The sequence below is a fragment of the Serratia sp. BNK-12 genome (assembly GCF_047456085.1).
GTDB lineage: Bacteria > Pseudomonadota > Gammaproteobacteria > Enterobacterales > Enterobacteriaceae > Serratia > Serratia liquefaciens.
In genome coordinates this window covers 437,039-455,597 of sequence record NZ_CP179896.1, presented here as the reverse complement: position 1 = coordinate 455,597, position 18,559 = coordinate 437,039, and the positions used below count along the sequence as shown (strand labels likewise).

The following is an 18,559-nucleotide window of genomic DNA, read 5'->3' as shown; positions in this document are numbered from 1 at the left end:
CGCTTTACTGTTCTTGTTGCTCCAATGCGTGTTTATACAACGCATTTTTCTTCACGCCGTGGATCTCCGCCGCCAGCGCCGCCGCCTTTTTCAACGGCAATTCTTTTTGCAACAGCGCCAGCGTCCGCAACGCCTCCAGCGGCAGTGCATCTTCCTGTACTTTGTGGCCTTCAACGATCAGCACCATCTCACCGCGACGACGCACTTCATCCTCCTGCACCCAGGCCAGCAATTCGCCGACCGGCGCACCGGTAATGGATTCCCAGGTCTTGGTCAGTTCGCGCGCCAGCACCACGTAACGGTGCGGCCCCCACACGGTCACCATGTCCTGCAAACTTTCCAGCAGACGGTGGGTTGATTCATAGAAAATCAGCGTGCGCGGTTCCTCTGCCAGCGCCATCAGCGTATCCTTACGCCCCTTGGTTTTCGCCGGCAGGAACCCTTCGTAACAGAAGCGGTCTGAAGCCAGACCGGCAGCACACAGCGCGGTGGTTGCCGCACAGGCGCCGGGTAAGGGTACGACGCGGATACCGGCTTCACGGCAGCGGCGTACCAGGTGATAGCCAGGATCGTTAATCAAAGGCGTACCTGCGTCGGAAACCAGCGCAATGCTCTGGCCTTCCTGCAATTTCGCCAGCAGTTGATCGGCCTTTTGCTGTTCGTTATGGTCGTGCAGCGCAAACAACCGCGCGCTAATCGCAAAGTGTTGCAACAGCAACCCGGTGTGGCGCGTGTCCTCCGCCGCAATCAGATCAACGCTTTTCAGTACCTCTAACGCACGGTGGGTAATGTCCCCTAAATTGCCGATTGGGGTGGGCACCACATACAGCGTTGATGCAGAAATGACTGATTGTTGGTGTTGATTCATTGTTTCATCCGGATTGCCGATTTAATATTAAGCATCTTGAAAAAAACATCACTGGATACAGTATGCTTTCCTCAACATTCGTTCGTACCAAAGCAGGGCGTTCAAAGCCTGTCCGACTTACCGCAGTTATCGCGGCAGCCCTTTTCCTTGCAGGTTGCCCGAGTCAGGCCCCGCAGACGCCGCCCGCTAATATACAGGACGAAGCGAGCGCCAGTTCCGATTACTATCTGCAGCAGCTACAGCAAAGCAGCAATGATAACAAGGCTGACTGGCAATTACTTGCTATTCGCGCGTTACTGCGCGAAGGGAAACTGCCGCAGGCCAGTGAACAACTGAACCAACTGCCGAAAAACCTCAGCAGCGTTCAACTGGTGGAGCGCCAGTTACTGAGCGCCGAGCTGCAGGTGGCGAACAAAAGCTATGTCGCTGCCCGCACCACCCTGAGCCATCTGGATACCGGCTCGTTGTCGGCCAACCAGCTGGTGCGCTTCTACCAGGCGCAGATCGCTGCCAATCAGGGTAAACCTTCCCTGCCGCTGATCCGCGCTTACATCGCACAAGAACCGCTGGTGACCGGCAAAGCGCACCAAACCAATCTGGACCAGACCTGGCTAGCCCTGCTGCAGCTGACACCGCAGGACATGAACAGTCTGGTGATCAACGCCAATGAGAATGTACTGCAGGGCTGGTTGGATCTGCTGCGCGTTTATCAGGACAACAAACAGGATCCCGATCTGCTGAAGGCCGGTATTAAAGATTGGCAGAATCGCTACCCGCAGAATCCGGCGGCGAAAACACTGCCCACTCAGTTAAACCAGGTACTGAACTTTACCCAGGCTTCCACTTCAAAAATAGCACTGCTGCTGCCGTTGAACGGCCAGGCAAAAGTGTTCGCCGACGCGATCCAAAAAGGGTTTGAAGCGGCGAAAAACGGCGTGACGCCTTCCGCTCCGGTACAACAACAGCAGCAACAGCCTACCAGCGAACCGGTACAGGCTCCTGCTTCAACGGATCCCAATGCCAACGGCGCAGTAAGCACCTCGGCGCCGTCAGCAGATGCTGCCCCGGTTACTGCCGCTCAGCCTTCTGCTCCGTCTACCGCGCCAATTACGCCGCCGCAGGCCGCTAACGCGCAAATTAAGGTGTATGATACCTCCAGTCAGCCACTGGCCGCGCTGCTGACGCAGGCCCAGCAGGATGGTGCCACCCTGGTGGTCGGCCCGCTGCTGAAAGAAAACGTCGATCAACTGGCCGGCAGCACCACCACCCTGAACGTCTTGGCGCTCAACCAGCCGGAAACGCCGAAGGACAATCCGAACATTTGTTACTTCGCGCTTTCACCGGAAGATGAAGCCCGCGATGCTGCCCGCCACATTTGGGAACAGCAGAAACGGCAACCGCTGTTGCTGATCCCGCGCGGTGCTTTCGGCGATCGCGTTGCCAAAGCCTTTAATCAGGAGTGGCAAAAACTGGGCGGCCAAACGGTGCTGCAGCAAAATATCGGCTCCGCCGGTGAACTGCGCCAAATGGTGAACAGCGGCGGCATTCGCATGTCGGGTACGCCAATCTCCACCGCGCCGGTACCGCAGGCCGTTACCATTGCCGGGCTGACCATCCCTGCGCCACCGAGCGATACGCCAGCAGCCAGCGGCGGCAGCGTAGATTCGGTCTATATCGTCGCGACCCAGTCCCAACTGACGTTGATCAAACCGATGATCGACATGGCCACCAACTCGCGCAGCAAGCCGGCGATGTACGCCAGTTCACGCAGCTACCAGGCCGGTGCCGGTCCGGACTTCCGTCTGGAAATGGAAGGCCTGCAGTTCAGCGATATCCCGTTGCTGGCCGGTGCCAACCCGCAGCTATTGCAGCAGGCAAGCAGCCAGTTCCGCAACGACTACTCGCTGGTGCGTCTGTACGCCATGGGGATGGATGCCTGGACATTGTCCAACCACTTTGCTGAAATGCGCCAGTTGCCCGGCTTCCAGGTCTCAGGCACCACTGGCATGCTGACCGCCTCACCGGGTTGCGTCATCAACAGAAAACTGCCTTGGCTGCAATACCGCCAGGGCATGGTCGTTCCGGTCTCTTGAGTCAACGCGCCACAGGGGCGGGCTATGAATTACAGGCCCGCCACTATCTGGAACGCGCCGGGCTCACTTTCTTCGCCGCCAATGTTACGCTGCGCGGCGGTGAGCTCGACCTGATCATGCGCGATGGCCAAACCTGGGTGTTCGTTGAAGTACGCTACCGACGCAGCGATGCGTTTGGCGGTGCAGCCGCCAGCGTTACCTATCGCAAGCAACAGCGGTTGCTGCATGCCGCCGCCGTTTGGCTGGCGGGGCGCGGAGCCAGTTTTGACACATCGTCTTGCCGTTTTGATGTTTTGGCCATTACCGGTAGCCAGTTAGAATGGATACCCAATGCCTTCAATGCGGATTAAACGCGGTTTACCGGTGCAGACCGGCCCTTTGACTTAGTGGATTAATACAACGTGCTGGATAGAATTAAAGCCTGTTTTACCGAAAGCATCCAAACCCAGATTGCGGCGGCGGAAGCTTTGCCCGACGCCATCTCGCGTGCAGCAATGACGCTGGTTCAATCCTTACTTAACGGTAATAAAATTCTGTGCTGCGGTAACGGCACCTCGGCAGCCAATGCGCAGCATTTCGCCGCCAGCATGATCAACCGCTTTGAAACCGAGCGCCCAAGCCTGCCGGCCATTGCCCTGAATGCCGATAACGTGGTGCTGACCGCGATCACCAACGATCGCCTGCACGATGAAGTCTATGCCAAACAGGTTCGTGCGCTCGGACACGCCGGCGACGTACTGCTGGCAATTTCCACCCGCGGCAATAGCCGTGATATTGTGAAAGCGGTCGAAGCCGCCGTGACGCGTGACATGACGATTGTCGCACTTACCGGTTACGACGGTGGGGAACTGGCCGGCTTGCTCGGTCAGCAGGATGTCGAGATCCGCATCCCTTCCCACCGCAGTGCACGCATTCAGGAAATGCATATGCTGACTGTAAATTGCCTATGCGACCTGATAGACAATACGTTGTTTCCCCACCAGGACGATTAAGGAACTGAGATGAAGCTAAAAGCCACATTTGCAGTGCTGTCCAGCGCCCTGCTGTTACAAGGTTGTATTGCAGGCGTTGTCGTTGGCAGCGCCGCCGTCGCCACTAAAACGGCCACCGACCCACGCAGCGTGGGGACTCAGGTAGACGATGGGACGCTGGAAGCCCGGGTTGAAAATGCCCTGAGCAAAGATCAGCAGCTGAAAAAAGAGGCCCGGGTGGTCGCAACGGCCTACCAGGGTAAAGTCCTGCTGACTGGCCAATCGCCAAGCACCGATCTGGCGGCTCGCGCCAAGCAAATCGCCATGGGCGTTGAAGGCACCACCGAAGTGTATAACGAGATCCGTCAGGGAACGCCGGTTAGCCTGAGCACCGCCTCCTCCGATACCTGGATCACCACCAAGGTCCGTTCACAGTTACTCACCAGCGATACGGTGAAGTCATCCAACGTGAAAGTAACCACTGAAAATGGCGAAGTGTTCTTGCTGGGCCTGGTCACCCAACAGGAAGGCCAGTCTGCGGCGCAGATCGCCAGCCAGGTGAGCGGCGTGAAACACGTCACCACCGCCTTCACCTTCGTTAAATGATCCTTCAGGCAAGGGGCCTTCCCCTTGCCGCTTTTCTGCACGCTCCCCGCTGTTGTACCCTGGTTTAATGAGTCGCGTTTAAAGTCATCTCTCACTTCATTACGGATAAAATTCAAATGGACAGAATTTTAATCGGTTTTCTCACTGCCGTTTCTTTATTCACCGCCGGAGTTTCCGCCGCCAATCCGCCACAGGAAGCACCCCGCGCCGAGCACGCCCTAGCCCCGATGGCCGATCAAACCGTTGCTACCGAAGGCGCGATCACGGTCAACCAGGTAAAAATCAATTATCAGGCGCAAACCGGGGTGCTGGAATTGAGTAAAGACGACCCGGAAGATCCCGTGACCGGCATGTTCTATGTCGCGTATTTCAAAAAGAATGAGAATAAGAACGAGAACAGGCCGATTACCTTTATCTACAACGGCGGGCCGGGCTCCGCCTCGCTTTGGCTGCATATGGGGGCACTCGGGCCTAAACGGGTTATCGCTACTCAGCCAGAGAAAACACAGCTGGCGCCTTACCAACTAACCGATAACCAATACAGCCTGCTCAACGTCAGCGATCTGGTATTTATCGATGCCCCCGGAACGGGTTACAGCCGCTTTTCCAGCAGTGCCGCCAGCCAACCGGAGAGAGCGCAGCAAAAATCACAGAGTGCCAGCAACGTTTATGGCGTCAACGGCGATGCTCAGGCTTTTTCTCAGTTTATCGTTCAGTTTCTAACGCATTACCAACGCTGGAACTCACCTAAATATTTATTGGGTGAAAGCTACGGCACTACCCGCTCGGTGGTATTGGCCGAGACGCTAAAAAATCAGAATATCGATCTTAACGGCATTATTCTGATGTCGCAGTTTCTAAACTATGACAACAATGTCGACGATCCCAATCAAAACCCCGGCGTCGATCAGCCTTACTACCTGGCACTCCCCACCTACGCGGCCAGCGCGTGGTATCACCAGCGGCTGCCGGACAAACACCAGAGCCTGCAAACCTTGTTAGACCAGGCCGAGAAGTTTGCACTGGGGACTTATGCCCAGGCATTGCTGCAAGGTGCCAATCTGCCTGAAAAAGATCGTCAAACGCTCGCCGAGCAACTTTACCAATTTACCGGCATTTCGGCCGATTATTGGCTCAAGGCCAATCTGCGCCTGAGTGGGCCGGTTTTCGCCAAACAACTGTTGAGCGGCCAGGACGAGACCATTGGCAGAATCGATACCCGCTATCGTGGGCCGTCGCTGGATAATATCGCCGAAACGTCCAATTACGATCCCAACATCAGTGCAATTACCTCCGCCTACGTCGCGCAATTCCACGATTATCTTGGCAAGACGCTGCATTTTAGCGCCGACCAAAACTATCGCGCATTTTCCGATGAGGTCTATGACTGGAACATGTCCAGCAACAGCCGCGACAGATCGTTTAACGTGTTGCCGAGCCTGTCGCGGGTGATGAAAATGAATCCGGCAATGAGAGTGATGGTGATAGGCGGGGTTTACGATCTGGCAACGCCTTATTTCGTCGCCAAATATGAGATGAGCCATCTGCCCGTGTCGCCCAAACTACGCGACAATATCCGTTTCTATTGGTATGACACCGGGCATATGCCGTACGTGGATGAACCATCGCTCAAAAAGATGCATGCAGATTTAAGTGCATTCATCAGCAATAAGTCCTGATGTGGTATTAGTCGCCGAAGAGAGATACCTTGCCCGAAAGCAGGGTATCTCTTGGTTAATCGAGCTTATTCTCTTTCAGGAAACCTTCCCCACCCAACTGGCGCATCTGGCGCATGATCCACTGCTGTCGCTGTATGACATAGCCGGAAGGCGCATTGGCCTTGAAGCGATGTGGATTGGGCAACACCGCCGCCAGCAGTGCGGCCTCCGATGCAGTCAGACGCTTGGCCGGTTTATTGAAGTAGCGCCGTGACGCTTCCTCTACGCCGAACACGCCGTCACCGAACTCCACGATATTCAGGTATACCGTCAGGATCCGACGCTTGGTCCACACCAGTTCGATGCCGGAGGTCAAACCGGCCTCTAACCCTTTGCGCAACCAACTGCGGCCGTCCCACAGGAACAGGTTCTTCGCGGTTTGCTGCGACAGCGTAGAAGCGCCACGAATGCGCGTGGGCCGACGTTCATTGTGGCTGAACGCCTTTTCTATCGCCGCCACGTCAAAACCCCAGTGATCCGGGAACTTCTGATCCTCCGCCGCCATCACCGCCAATGCCATCTGCGGGGAAATCTCGTCCATCGACACCCAGTCGGAGTGCGCCACATAGCCAAAATCGCCCCTCAGCCAGGCACCGATCTGCCGCTCGACCATCACCGCAGAAAAAGGCACCGGTAAAAAAGCAAATACCAGGATACCCAGCAGCCAGGCACCAACCACTGCGATCAATCCGCGTTTCAGCCAAAACCATGGCCGGGATAGCATCGATTTGCCCACAGATTTTCTCATTCAGCCAAATCCAGCACCCGTGAAACCAGCTTATCAATCCCGCGGGCGGCCTCACCGATCGATTTCGCCAACATATAGGCTGGCGTGGTCACCACTTTGTTATCAATATCCACCACGATATCGTCAACCGGGCAAATGACCGGCTCACCGCCCATGGCATCAATCACTTCACCGAGGTCAGGATCGTTGCCAATGGTCAGCCGCACTTGTTGATCCAGCAACTTTGGCAGCAGCGCCGGCGCGATGCACATAAAACCAATTGGTTTATTTGCCTTATGCATTTGTTGCGTTAGCTTCGCTAAATCTTTATCAATCCAGCATTCCGCCCCTTCGCTGGCAAAACTGCTGAGGTTCTTCGCAGCGCCAAACCCACCGGGAACAATCAGGGCGTCCAGTTGGTCGGCATCGGCCTGTGAAAGCGGCTGGATCTTGCCTCTGGCAATGCGTGCAGACTCCAGCAAAACATTGCGCGCCTCTGGCATTTCATCACCAGATAAGTGATTAATAACATGAAGTTGAGGTTTGTCAGGCGCAAAGCACACCGCCTGTGCGCCTGCCCGGTCCAACGCCAGCAGCGTCAGGACGGCCTCATGGATCTCCGTACCGTCATAAACCCCGCAGCCACTCAGCACTACACCCACGTTTTTCATCACCCTTCCTCCTGTTGATACTGTCAACTGGTTAGTGCTCGGAGTAGTCAAACACTAATCTACATCACACATTTTAATGAATCTTCTAACAAGAGCGCTTACATTTGCTATGTTGTTGGCTGTATGATGTTTAGGAATTCTCTGCAACCTGCTCGACCAGAACACTAAATCCAATACGCAGGTTCACAATTTCCCTGGTGTTGGCGCAATATTCGCGCACCCCGGCCTAGGTCGGGGTCATTTTTTTTCAGCTTCCGCTACCCACGCCCGCAGTACCTGCACGTCGTTACGCCATTCCTGCTTCAGCTCATCCACCCAGTCCTGCACGTTATCCCACCACGCCGGCAACGTCGGGGTTTGAATTTGCTGTGCCAGTTGTTGCAGATGGCGCAGACCCACCGAACCCGCTGCACCTTTAATTTTGTGCCCTTCTTCCGTGATGCCTTTCTGATCACGCGCGGTCATATTGGAATCCAACACCGCCAGATAGCCCGGCATCATTTGCTCAAACATCTCCAGGCTCTGATGGATCAACTGCGGCCCCACCAGGTCCATGTACTGTTCCAGCATGGTGGTATCCAGTAAAGACTCATTAATCTGCATCGTCTTTTGCTCCATTTTCTTTGTGGTGTGAGAGGGTTGATGATCCCAGTAATGTTTAATCACCTTGGTCAGCGCCGGCACCGACAGCGGCTTGCTCAGCACGTCGTCCATCCCCGCGTCGAGATACTCTTTTTTGTCTTTCAGCACGTTGGCAGTCAATGCAACCAGCGGCGGCAGCGCCTGCCCGGCATAGCGCTCTCGCAGCACCCGGGCGATATCCAGCCCGGTCATGTCCGGCAACTGGATATCCAGCAACACCAAATCGAACTCGTCCGGATCAAACATCGCCAGCGCATCCTTGCCGTTCATCGCCACTTCGACGCTGTTGCCCAACTTCTCCAGCACCGAACGCGCCACAATCACGTTCAGCTCGATATCTTCGACCAGCAGGATATGCAGCGCCGGTAATGGCAAGGCCTCTTCCGCCTGCGTTTCACTTTCCGCTTCCTTCACCGCCGGCGCCTGGATGGTCAAAGTGAAGCAAGAACCGTGCCCTTGCACGCTGTTGACAGTGATATCGCCGCCCATGCTCTGCGCCAGGCGCTTGGAAACCGCCAGCCCAATGCCGGTGCCGGTCGCCGGACGGCCGCCGTGCTGGTCCTTGACCTGATAATACATGGCGAAGATTTTGTCCTGCTCATCCTTCGGAATCCCCATGCCGGAGTCTTCCACCTCAAACACCAACCGATCCTGCTCTTCGCGGCGTACGCGGACCACGATTTGCCCCTGCGGCGTGAACTTCACCGCATTGCCGATCAGGTTCCATAGGATCTGACGCAGGCGGGTACCGTCGGTGATGATTTGCTGCGGCAGCGGTTGCTGCGGCTCCATCACAAACTGCAGGCCTTTCGGCTGAGCCAACAGGCCGGAGAGGTTTTCCAGGTCCGCCAGGAAGCCGGTGAAATCTACCGGTTGATTGTCGAGCTGCACTTTGCGCCGCTCAAGCTTGTCCATCTCGATAATGTCGTTGAAGATATTGCCCAGGGTAATGGCGCTGACATGGATGGTTTTGAGGTATTTCAACTGTTCGTCGTTTAACTCGGTATCGAGCAGAATGCGGCTCAGCCCGACAATGCCGTTAAGCGGCGTACGAAGCTCGTGGCTGATCGTGGAGATGAAGGTGGTCTTGTCCCTGCTGGCATTCTCCAGCGCGTCCTGATAGCGCTTACGCTCGGTTATATCGCGGCCGAAGCCCATCAGCCCATGCCGTTTGCCAACGCGATCGTAAAACGGCACTTTGCGCAGCTCAAAACAGGCCTTGCGCCCGTCCGGATAGACCAGCCACTGTTCGTAGGTCAGCGAAACGTTGTGGCGGAACACTTTCTCATCGGTTTCTATCACCTTTTCGGCGATTTCCTGGCCGTAAACGTCATACGGCGTCAGGCCAATCAGCTGTTTTTCACTTTTGCCGGTCAGCAGCTCCATCGCCCGGTTACAGCCGGAGAATTCTTTGTCTTCGTTACGGTAATACACCAGATCCGGTGAAGCATCGAGGAAAGAACGCAACAGCGCCGACTGCTGGCCCAGTTCGATTTGCGCCAGTTCGCGCTGTTCCATCTCTTCCGTCAGCTTGTCCATCACCTGCTGGCGCTCTTCTTCCGCCTTGATACGATCGGCAATTTCCTGATTCAGCTGGCTGATGTTGTCCTTAAGCTGCTGGTTCAGCTCCAGATCGCGGTGGCGCATCTCTTCCAGCTTATCTACCAGCCGCGCCAGGCGCTGGCGTGATTCTTCAAGCTGTTCGACCACCACCGACAGAAAGTAGACTGCCCAGGGCGTAATCAACAGGCCGAAGAAGATTGAGCGCACCACGTCGATGCTTTCCACTTCGCCGCGCAGCAGCATGGTCACCGCCATCTGCACCACCATCGCCAGCACCACCAGCGCCGACGCCAGCAGCAGTGAAAAGCGTACCAGCCCCAGTTTTACCATTAAATCAACGTAGTACTGGGCTAACACCCGGATTTGCTTCATAGCCGCTCCCATCAGACAGAATCGTCTAAATCATACCGTAAAACACCGAGGAGATAAGGAAGCAAACGTCGAAGTGTGGGAAAGATTGCAAATCAAAACAGCGATCAAGGGCGATATTGCTGCTTTTCATCCAATCGGCTGCCCTGCCCCCCATGGCGTTGCAAATAGCCGCCGACCGCCTGCATGCCGTTCCAGCGGTTTTCGCACCATAACGGTGCCAACAGCGTCGGCCGACGCGCGCTGGCGGAAATACGGTGATATACCACCTCCTTCGGCGTGTGGCGGATCATCTCTCCGGCGCTGGCGGCGTATGCCTCAAGCGACAGTTCAGGCAACCGACCCGCCTGCCAGGCCCGCGCCAGCGTGCTGCCGGTCACGATGTGCAGCGGATGCAGCTTGATGCCATCCACGCCGCTGTCCACCACCCGTTGTAACGTGGTCAGATGTTCGGCGGCGCTTTCCCCCGGCAGCCCAACAATCAGATGGCTACACACCTTCAGCCCGCGTTCGCGCGCCAGCCGGGCGGTGTGCTGATAACAGGAGAAATTGTGGCCGCGGTTAATGCGCTTTAGCGTTTTATCGTGCGCCGTCTGCAGCCCGAGTTCCAGCCACACTTCGTAGCCTTTTTCGCGGTAACTCGCCAGCAGATCCAGGGCGGCAGGTGGCACGCAGTCCGGCCGGGTTCCAACACAAATGCCGACCATATCCGCCTGTCCCAGCGCCTGGCGGTACATCTCCGCCAGCAGATTCACTTCTGCATAAGTACTGGTATAGGCCTGGAAATAGGCCAGGTAGCGTTTTGCGCGATTCACCCTGTCGGCCTGCAGTGCCAACTGTTCGGCGATGCTTTGATGCTGCATCTGTTCATCGGCAAAAGAAGCGACATTACAGAATGTACAGCCACCACGCCCCAACGTGCCGTCGCGATTCGGGCAACTGAACCCGCCGTGCAGGGTGAGTTTATGGATCTTTTCGCCGTATCGCCGCTGAAGGTCGGCACCAAACATATTGACTAATTGCGGCAACTGCATAATCTTGGGGGTCTCTGTGCTCAAAGCCCGTGATGCTAATAAAAAACGGCTTTTCCCGCGATGACAGAGATCAACGCTTTCTCCGCAAGGCTTCACCAAGCATAACTATTCATTATAAATGCAAATAAAATCATCTTGGCCGAGATGAATTTTTCTTATTTCCACGCAACCGTTAACGCCAGTATGACAAAGCGATGAAAAATAGTTGTAAAAAACAAAAAAGAATAAGTTATTAGAATAAAACTCTGACATTCCCACCCGCACTAGCATGGTGCAGAGATTCAGGCGTTGCACTATAGTGAGACAGCTCACATTTCTTCGGGGGACGACACTCCTCCATGCAAGCTTAAAAAACGCCAAAAAACAATTAATATCAAATAATTAAATACAGTTATTTCATTAAAAAACCCCCTTAGGCCTATATTTGACCTGCGTATTCTTTCTCGCTAAGTTGGAAGTCCGCTGGAAGCTTTCTGGACGGGCAAACGTCTCGTCATATTTATGCAGTAATTTAAGACTCCCTCTTAAAACAAGTCATTTACCACTTGTGAGCACCATCACGAGAGGCCATTGACGGAGGGCGGAAAAGCAGATCGGCGATATTCAGCTTGCTGATTGGACTTCTGCCTGACGTTGAGAAGCCCGCTCGTGAGTCGGTTGTGAGAGTCACGCAGAGCCTGGGGAGGTTCACTGATATGTTGTACGATAAATCCCAAGAGCGGGACAACTGTGGTTTCGGCCTGATCGCCCACATAGAAGGCGAACCTAGCCATAAGGTCGTGCGTACCGCGATTCACGCACTGGCCCGCATGCAGCACCGTGGCGCAATCCTTGCTGACGGCAAGACTGGCGACGGTTGCGGCCTGTTATTACAAAAGCCCGACCGCTTTTTCCGCATGGTGGCGGAAGAGCGCAGCTGGCGCTTAGCCAAGAACTACGCCGTTGGCATGATGTTCCTCAGCCAGAACGAAGAGGAAGCCCGTGCCAGCCGCCGCATTGTAGAAGAAGAGCTGCAGAACGAAACGCTGTCGGTTGTTGGCTGGCGTGAAGTGCCGACCAACCCGGACGTTTTGGGTGAAATTGCCCTCTCCTCCCTGCCGCGTATTGAACAGATTTTCGTTAACGCCCCGGCCGGTTGGCGCCCACGCGATATGGAACGTCGCCTGTTTATCGCGCGCCGCCGTATCGAGAAGCGCGTCCAGGACGACAGCTTCTATGTATGCAGCTTCTCGAATCTGGTGACGATCTATAAAGGCCTGTGCATGCCTGCGGATCTGCCCCGTTTCTATCTTGATTTGGCGGACCTGCGTCTGGAATCGGCCATCTGCCTGTTCCATCAGCGTTTTTCCACCAACACCGTGCCACGCTGGCCGCTGGCGCAGCCGTTCCGCTACCTGGCGCACAACGGCGAAATCAACACCATCACCGGCAACCGCCAATGGGCGCGCGCCCGTACTTATAAATTCCAGACGCCGCTGATCCCGGATCTGCAAACGGCAGCGCCTTTCGTTAACGAAACCGGTTCCGACTCCAGCTCGCTGGATAACATGCTGGAGCTGTTGCTGGCAGGCGGTATGGACCTGATCCGCGCCATGCGCCTGCTGGTTCCGCCAGCCTGGCAGAACAACCCGGATATGGACACCGATCTGCGTGCCTTCTTCGACTTCAACTCGATGCACATGGAGCCGTGGGACGGCCCTGCCGGTATCGTGATGTCCGACGGCCGCTACGCCGCCTGTAACCTGGACCGTAACGGTCTGCGTCCGGCACGCTACGTCATCACCAAAGACAAGCTGATTACCTGTGCCTCTGAAGTCGGCATCTGGGATTACCAGCCGGATGAAGTGGTCGAGAAAGGCCGCGTGGGCCCTGGCGAGCTGATGGTGATCGATACCCGTAGCGGCAAGATCCTGCACTCTGCCGAAACCGACGACGATCTGAAAAGCCGCCACCCGTATAAAGAGTGGATGGAAAAGAACGTCAAGCGGCTGGTGCCGTTCGAAGACCTGCCGGCCGATCAGGTCGGCAGTCGTGAGCTTGACGATTCGCAGCTCGAGACTTATCAGAAACAGTTCGGCTACAGCAGCGAAGAACTGGATCAGGTGATCCGCGTACTGGGCGAGATTGGCCAGGAAGCTACCGGCTCAATGGGTGACGATACCCCGTTTGCCGTGCTGTCCAGCCGCCCACGCATCATCTATGACTATTTCCGTCAGCAGTTCGCGCAGGTGACCAACCCGCCTATCGACCCGCTGCGCGAAGCGCACGTCATGTCGCTGGCCACCAGCATCGGCCGCGAAATGAACGTGTTTTGCGAGGCCGAAGGCCAGGCGCACCGTTTAAGCTTCAAATCGCCGATCCTGCTGTACTCCGATTTCAAACAGCTCACTACGCTGGAAGGCGAATACTATCGGGCCGACACGCTCGATCTGACCTTTGATCCGGCGGAGCAGGATCTGGAGCAGACCATCCGTTCGCTGTGCGACGAAGCGGAACGTAAAGTCCGCGACGGCGCCGTGCTGCTGGTGCTGTCAGACCGCGCCATCACCCCCCAACGCCTGCCGGTGCCTGCACCAATGGCCGTTGGTGCGATCCAGACCCGTCTGGTCGAGAAAAGCCTGCGCTGCGACGCCAACATCATTGTTGAAACCGCCAGCGCTCGCGATCCGCACCATTTCGCCGTGCTGTTAGGCTTTGGCGCGACGGCGGTCTACCCCTACCTGGCTTACGAAACGCTGGCCAAATTGGTAGATACCCAGGCAATCGACAAGAAATACCGTGAAGTGATGCTGAACTACCGTAACGGCATCAATAAAGGCTTATACAAGATCATGTCCAAAATGGGCATCTCTACTATCGCCTCTTACCGCTGCGCCAAGCTGTTCGAAGCCGTCGGCCTGCACCGCGATCTGTCCGATTTGTGTTTCCAGGGCGTGGTCAGCCGCATCGGCGGCGCCAGCTTCAGCGACATCCAACAGGATCTGCAGAACCTGTCCAAGCGTGCGTGGTTGAAACGTAAACCGCTGGAACAGGGCGGCCTGCTGAAGTTCGTCCACGACGGCGAGTACCATGCGTACAACCCTGACGTGGTGAGCACGTTGCAAACGGCAGTGCACAGCGGCAAATACAGCGACTATCAGGCTTACGCCAAGCTGGTGAACGAGCGCCCGGTGGCCATGCTGCGCGACCTGTTGGCCATCACGCCGAAGGGCACGCCAATTCCGGTTGATCAGGTTGAACCTGCTGAATCGCTGTTCAAACGTTTCGATACCGCAGCAATGTCCATCGGTGCCCTGAGCCCGGAAGCGCACGAGTCGTTGGCGATCGCCATGAACAGCCTCGGCGGTTTCTCCAACTCCGGCGAAGGCGGTGAAGATCCGGCCCGTTACGGCACCAACAAAGTGTCGCGCATCAAGCAGGTGGCATCCGGCCGTTTCGGCGTGACGCCGGCTTACCTGGTGAATGCCGATGTGATCCAAATTAAAGTGGCGCAAGGAGCCAAGCCGGGTGAAGGCGGCCAGTTGCCGGGGGATAAGGTTACCCCTTATATCGCCAAGCTGCGTTATTCGGTACCGGGCGTGACGCTGATTTCGCCGCCACCGCACCACGACATCTACTCGATTGAAGATCTGGCACAGCTGATTTTCGACCTGAAACAGGTCAACCCGAAGGCCATGATCTCGGTGAAGCTGGTTTCCGAACCGGGCGTGGGCACCATCGCCACCGGCGTGGCGAAAGCCTATGCCGATCTGATCACCATCGCCGGCTACGACGGCGGCACCGGCGCCAGCCCGCTGTCTTCAGTGAAATACGCCGGCTGTCCGTGGGAATTGGGCCTGGTGGAAACCCAGCAAGCGTTGGTGGCCAACGGCCTGCGCCATAAAATTCGCCTGCAGGTGGATGGTGGCCTGAAAACCGGTGTGGATATCGTGAAAGCGGCAATTCTGGGTGCGGAAAGCTTCGGCTTCGGCACCGGTCCAATGGTGGCGCTGGGTTGTAAGTACTTGCGTATCTGTCACCTGAACAACTGCGCTACCGGCGTGGCAACTCAGGATGAAAAACTGCGCCGCGATCATTACCACGGCCTGCCGGAACGCGTGACCAACTACTTCCAGTTTATCGCGCGCGAAACCCGCGAGATCATGGCGCAATTAGGGGTTAGCCAACTGGTGGATCTGATTGGTCGTACCGATTTCCTGACCGAACTGGACGGTATCTCCGCCAAGCAGAACAAGCTGGATCTGTCGCCGTTGCTGAAAACCGCCACGCCGCATCCGGGCAAGGCGCTGTATTGCACCGAAAGCAGCAACCCGCCGTTCGACCAAGGGTTGATGAACAAGGATCTGCTGGCGCAGGCGGAACCGCATATTGAAGCGAAAAGCAGCAAAGCCTTCTACTTCGATATCCGCAACACCGACCGTTCAGTGGGCGCTACCCTGTCCGGAGCCATCGCTACCGTGCACGGTGACCAGGGCATGGCGGCCGATCCGATCAAGGCCTACTTCTCCGGTACCGCCGGCCAGAGCTTCGGCGTATGGAATGCGGGCGGCGTAGAACTAACCCTGACCGGCGACGCCAACGACTACGTTGGCAAAGGCATGGCAGGCGGCCGTATCGCCGTGCGTCCACCTATTGGCTCCGCGTTCCGCAGTCATGAAGCCAGCATTATCGGCAACACCTGCCTGTACGGCGCTACCGGCGGCAAGCTGTTCGCTGCGGGCCGTGCGGGGGAACGCTTCGCCGTACGTAACTCCGGTGCCATCACCGTGGTAGAAGGCATCGGCGACAACGGTTGTGAATACATGACCGGCGGCATCGTCTGCGTGCTGGGCAAAACCGGCATCAACTTTGGTGCGGGCATGACCGGCGGCTTCGCCTACGTGCTGGATGAAGACGGCGAGTTCCGTAAACGTGTGAACCCAGAACTGGTGGAAGTGTTGGATGTCGACCAACTGGCAATTCATGAAGAGCACCTGCGCGGATTGATTACCGAGCACGTGCAGGCGACCGGTTCTTCGCGTGCGGAAGAGATCCTGGCCAACTGGCCGGAATGGGCACCGAAGTTTGCTCTGGTCAAGCCGAAGTCCAGTGATGTCAAAGCATTGTTGGGTCACCGTAGTCGTTCCGCAGCCGAGCTGCGGGTTCAGGCGCAGTAAGAGGTCATTAAATGAGTCAGAATGTTTATCAATTTATCGACCTGCAGCGCGTTGATCCGCCAAAGAAACCGCTGAAGATCCGTAAAATTGAGTTTGTAGAGATTTACGAGCCGTTTTCGGAAACTCAGGCGAAAGCGCAGGCGGACCGCTGCCTGTCTTGCGGTAACCCTTATTGCGAATGGAAATGCCCGGTTCACAACTACATCCCGAACTGGCTGAAGCTGGCGAATGAAGGTCGCATCATGGAGGCGGCGGATCTGGCGCACCAGACCAACAGCCTGCCGGAAGTCTGCGGCCGCGTTTGCCCACAGGATCGCCTGTGTGAAGGCTCTTGTACTCTCAACGATGAGTTCGGTGCGGTGACCATCGGTAACATCGAGCGCTATATCAGCGACAAAGCGATCGAAATGGGCTGGAAGCCGGACATGTCCCATGTACTGCCTACCGGCAAACGGGTGGCGGTGATCGGTGCCGGTCCTGCCGGTCTGGCCTGTGCCGATGTGCTGACCCGCAACGGCGTGAAAGCGGTGGTTTACGATCGTCATCCCGAGATCGGTGGCCTGCTGACCTTCGGTATTCCGGCCTTCAAGCTGGAAAAAGAAGTGATGGTGAAGCGCCGTGGCATCTTCAGCGAGATGGGCATTGAATTCCAACTCAACACTGAAGTGGGCAAAGACATCGCCATGGAAACGCTGCTGAGTGAGTTTGACGCGGTGTTCCTCGGCGTCGGTACTTATCAGTCGATGCGTGGTGGTCTGGAGAATGAAGACGCGCCGGGAGTCTATGACGCATTGCCGTTCCTGATCGCCAACACCAAACAGCTGATGGGTTATCAAGCCGAGCAGCATGAACCGTATGTCAGCATGGAAGGCAAGCGCGTGGTGGTACTGGGCGGCGGTGATACCGCGATGGACTGCGTACGCACCTCTATCCGTCAGGGCGCCACCGAGGTTATCTGCGCCTACCGTCGTGATGAAGCCAACATGCCAGGCTCCAAGCGTGAAGTGAAAAACGCGCGTGAGGAAGGGGTTGATTTCAAATTCAACCTGCAGCCGCTGAGCATCGAACTGAACAGCGCCGGCCGCGTCGCCGGTGTGAAAATGGTTCGTACCCAGCTGGGCGCGCCAGATGCCAATGGTCGTCAGGTTGCAGAACAGGTGCCAGGCTCCGAGCACGTTATCGATGCCGATGCCGTGGTCATGGCGTTTGGTTTCCGTCCGCACCAGATGGACTGGCTGGCTGCCCACGACGTCGAGCTCGACAAGCAAGGTCGTATCGTAGCACCGGAAAGCACCGATAACGCCTTCCAGACCAGCAACCCGAAAATCTTCGCCGGTGGCGATGCGGTACGCGGTTCTGACCTGGTGGTGACGGCGATTGCCGAAGGACGTAAAGCCGCCGATGGCATCATGAGCTATCTGGAAGTGTAATTTTTCGCTGACTTCCCCCCAAGGGCCCGCAGCCAAAACTGCCGGGCCTTTGTTTTTTCACCGCAGCCCACACGCTTTGTAACACCCCCTTTTGCCCAACGCGCTATAGTATTGAGTTAGCATCACTCAGGGGCGCTGCTGCGTCTGATATCTTGATAAGGATAGCTAACCATGAAATTCTCCTTTGCCTTACTGACTGGCGCACTGCTGGTTGTCAGCTTCAATTCACTGGCCATGTCGCTCGACTCTCAGGAAGTGGGTTATAACATTGAGGCACGCGGTGCGGCGTCGGTGGTCGCACAACTGGCTAAAGCAGGCCAGCTTGCCGCGGTAGAAAAAAACATCAAACTGGGCGACGATAACTGGATCGCGCTGGCCCCTAAACTGGCCAATGGCGGTAACGCCTCATTTACTGCCGGCGTGAAGTCAGCCCTGTCTTCCGCGTTGGTCTATAACCCCGCGGCGGTGCTGCATGCCCTCGACAAAGGCAATAACTTACCGATCAACGATATCTGTACCGCGCCGCCGGAAGTGCAAGGTGATACCGCTATCACCACGTTCAAGCAGCGCGCCACCCATGCACTCACCACCGTCCGTATCGGCGATCTCAGTGCACCGCGTGACGCCTGTATCGCCTCATTGAAAAGCTAAGCCAAGCTGGATCGCAGGCAATAAAAAAGGTCGCCGAAGCGACCTTTGGTGTTCACTACC

At 56.4% G+C, this 18,559-nt stretch carries 13 protein-coding genes; 8 read left to right on the top strand and 5 right to left on the bottom strand.

Annotation, left to right across the window (positions count from 1 at the left end; all coding sequences use genetic code 11):
• Positions 1–4: 4 nt before the first annotated feature.
• Complete coding sequence (gene rsmI / locus ACMGG1_RS02085; RefSeq protein ID WP_020831815.1) at positions 5–868, bottom strand: 16S rRNA (cytidine(1402)-2'-O)-methyltransferase; 864 nt, start codon at positions 866–868, stop codon at positions 5–7.
• 62 nt (positions 869–930) lie between these two features.
• Between rsmI and ACMGG1_RS02080 the strand changes: the two genes are divergently transcribed.
• The 5 genes from ACMGG1_RS02080 to ACMGG1_RS02060 all read left to right on the top strand — a co-directional run bounded on the left by ACMGG1_RS02080 (position 931) and on the right by ACMGG1_RS02060 (position 6,217).
• Entirely contained in the window at positions 931–2,961 is a 2,031-nt protein-coding gene (locus tag ACMGG1_RS02080) for a penicillin-binding protein activator (protein WP_414161126.1), read from the top strand.
• Positions 2,958–3,311: a YraN family protein gene (locus tag ACMGG1_RS02075; protein ID WP_020831818.1), complete on the top strand. Its 354-nt coding sequence runs from the start codon at positions 2,958–2,960 to the stop codon at positions 3,309–3,311. Before ACMGG1_RS02080 ends, ACMGG1_RS02075 begins: the two co-directional genes overlap by 4 nt.
• Before the next feature lie 51 nt (positions 3,312–3,362).
• On the top strand, positions 3,363–3,953 hold the full coding sequence (gene diaA, locus ACMGG1_RS02070; RefSeq protein WP_020831820.1) for a DnaA initiator-associating protein DiaA: 591 nt from the start codon (positions 3,363–3,365) through the stop codon (positions 3,951–3,953).
• Between the two features lie 9 nt (positions 3,954–3,962).
• Complete coding sequence (gene dolP / locus ACMGG1_RS02065; RefSeq protein WP_020831822.1) at positions 3,963–4,538, top strand: division/outer membrane stress-associated lipid-binding lipoprotein; 576 nt, start codon at positions 3,963–3,965, stop codon at positions 4,536–4,538.
• A gap of 116 nt (positions 4,539–4,654) precedes the next feature.
• A complete protein-coding gene (locus tag ACMGG1_RS02060) occupies positions 4,655–6,217 on the top strand; it encodes a S10 family peptidase (RefSeq protein WP_414161125.1) in 1,563 nt (520 codons plus the stop codon).
• A 55-nt stretch (positions 6,218–6,272) separates the two neighbouring features.
• Here ACMGG1_RS02060 and mtgA read toward each other — a convergent pair whose 3' ends face one another.
• The 4 genes from mtgA to ACMGG1_RS02040 all read right to left on the bottom strand — a co-directional run bounded on the left by mtgA (position 6,273) and on the right by ACMGG1_RS02040 (position 11,262).
• Positions 6,273–7,004, bottom strand: a complete 732-nt coding sequence (mtgA, locus tag ACMGG1_RS02055; RefSeq protein ID WP_020831828.1) for a monofunctional biosynthetic peptidoglycan transglycosylase — start codon at positions 7,002–7,004, stop codon at positions 6,273–6,275.
• Positions 7,001–7,654: an isoprenoid biosynthesis glyoxalase ElbB gene (gene elbB / locus ACMGG1_RS02050; protein ID WP_400826820.1), complete on the bottom strand. Its 654-nt coding sequence runs from the start codon at positions 7,652–7,654 to the stop codon at positions 7,001–7,003. Before elbB ends, mtgA begins: the two co-directional genes overlap by 4 nt.
• 237 nt (positions 7,655–7,891) lie before the next feature.
• The gene (arcB, locus tag ACMGG1_RS02045) at positions 7,892–10,231 is read right to left on the bottom strand and encodes an aerobic respiration two-component sensor histidine kinase ArcB (protein WP_046372558.1); all 2,340 of its coding nucleotides are present in this window, start codon (positions 10,229–10,231) and stop codon (positions 7,892–7,894) included.
• A 104-nt stretch (positions 10,232–10,335) separates the two neighbouring features.
• The gene (locus ACMGG1_RS02040; protein ID WP_392457915.1) at positions 10,336–11,262 is read right to left on the bottom strand and encodes a TIGR01212 family radical SAM protein; all 927 of its coding nucleotides are present in this window, start codon (positions 11,260–11,262) and stop codon (positions 10,336–10,338) included.
• A gap of 695 nt (positions 11,263–11,957) precedes the next feature.
• Between ACMGG1_RS02040 and gltB the strand changes: the two genes are divergently transcribed.
• From gltB to ACMGG1_RS02025, 3 genes are all read left to right on the top strand, one after another.
• A complete protein-coding gene (gene gltB / locus ACMGG1_RS02035; RefSeq protein WP_116691670.1) occupies positions 11,958–16,418 on the top strand; it encodes a glutamate synthase large subunit in 4,461 nt (1,486 codons plus the stop codon).
• An 11-nt stretch (positions 16,419–16,429) separates the two neighbouring features.
• Positions 16,430–17,848, top strand: coding sequence for a glutamate synthase small subunit (locus ACMGG1_RS02030; protein ID WP_044553650.1), 1,419 nt, complete (start codon positions 16,430–16,432; stop codon positions 17,846–17,848).
• A gap of 171 nt (positions 17,849–18,019) precedes the next feature.
• Positions 18,020–18,499 carry a hypothetical protein gene (locus tag ACMGG1_RS02025; protein ID WP_020831834.1) on the top strand — a complete coding sequence of 160 codons (480 nt, stop codon included), beginning with the start codon at positions 18,020–18,022 and terminating at the stop codon, positions 18,497–18,499.
• Positions 18,500–18,559 lie beyond the last annotated feature (60 nt).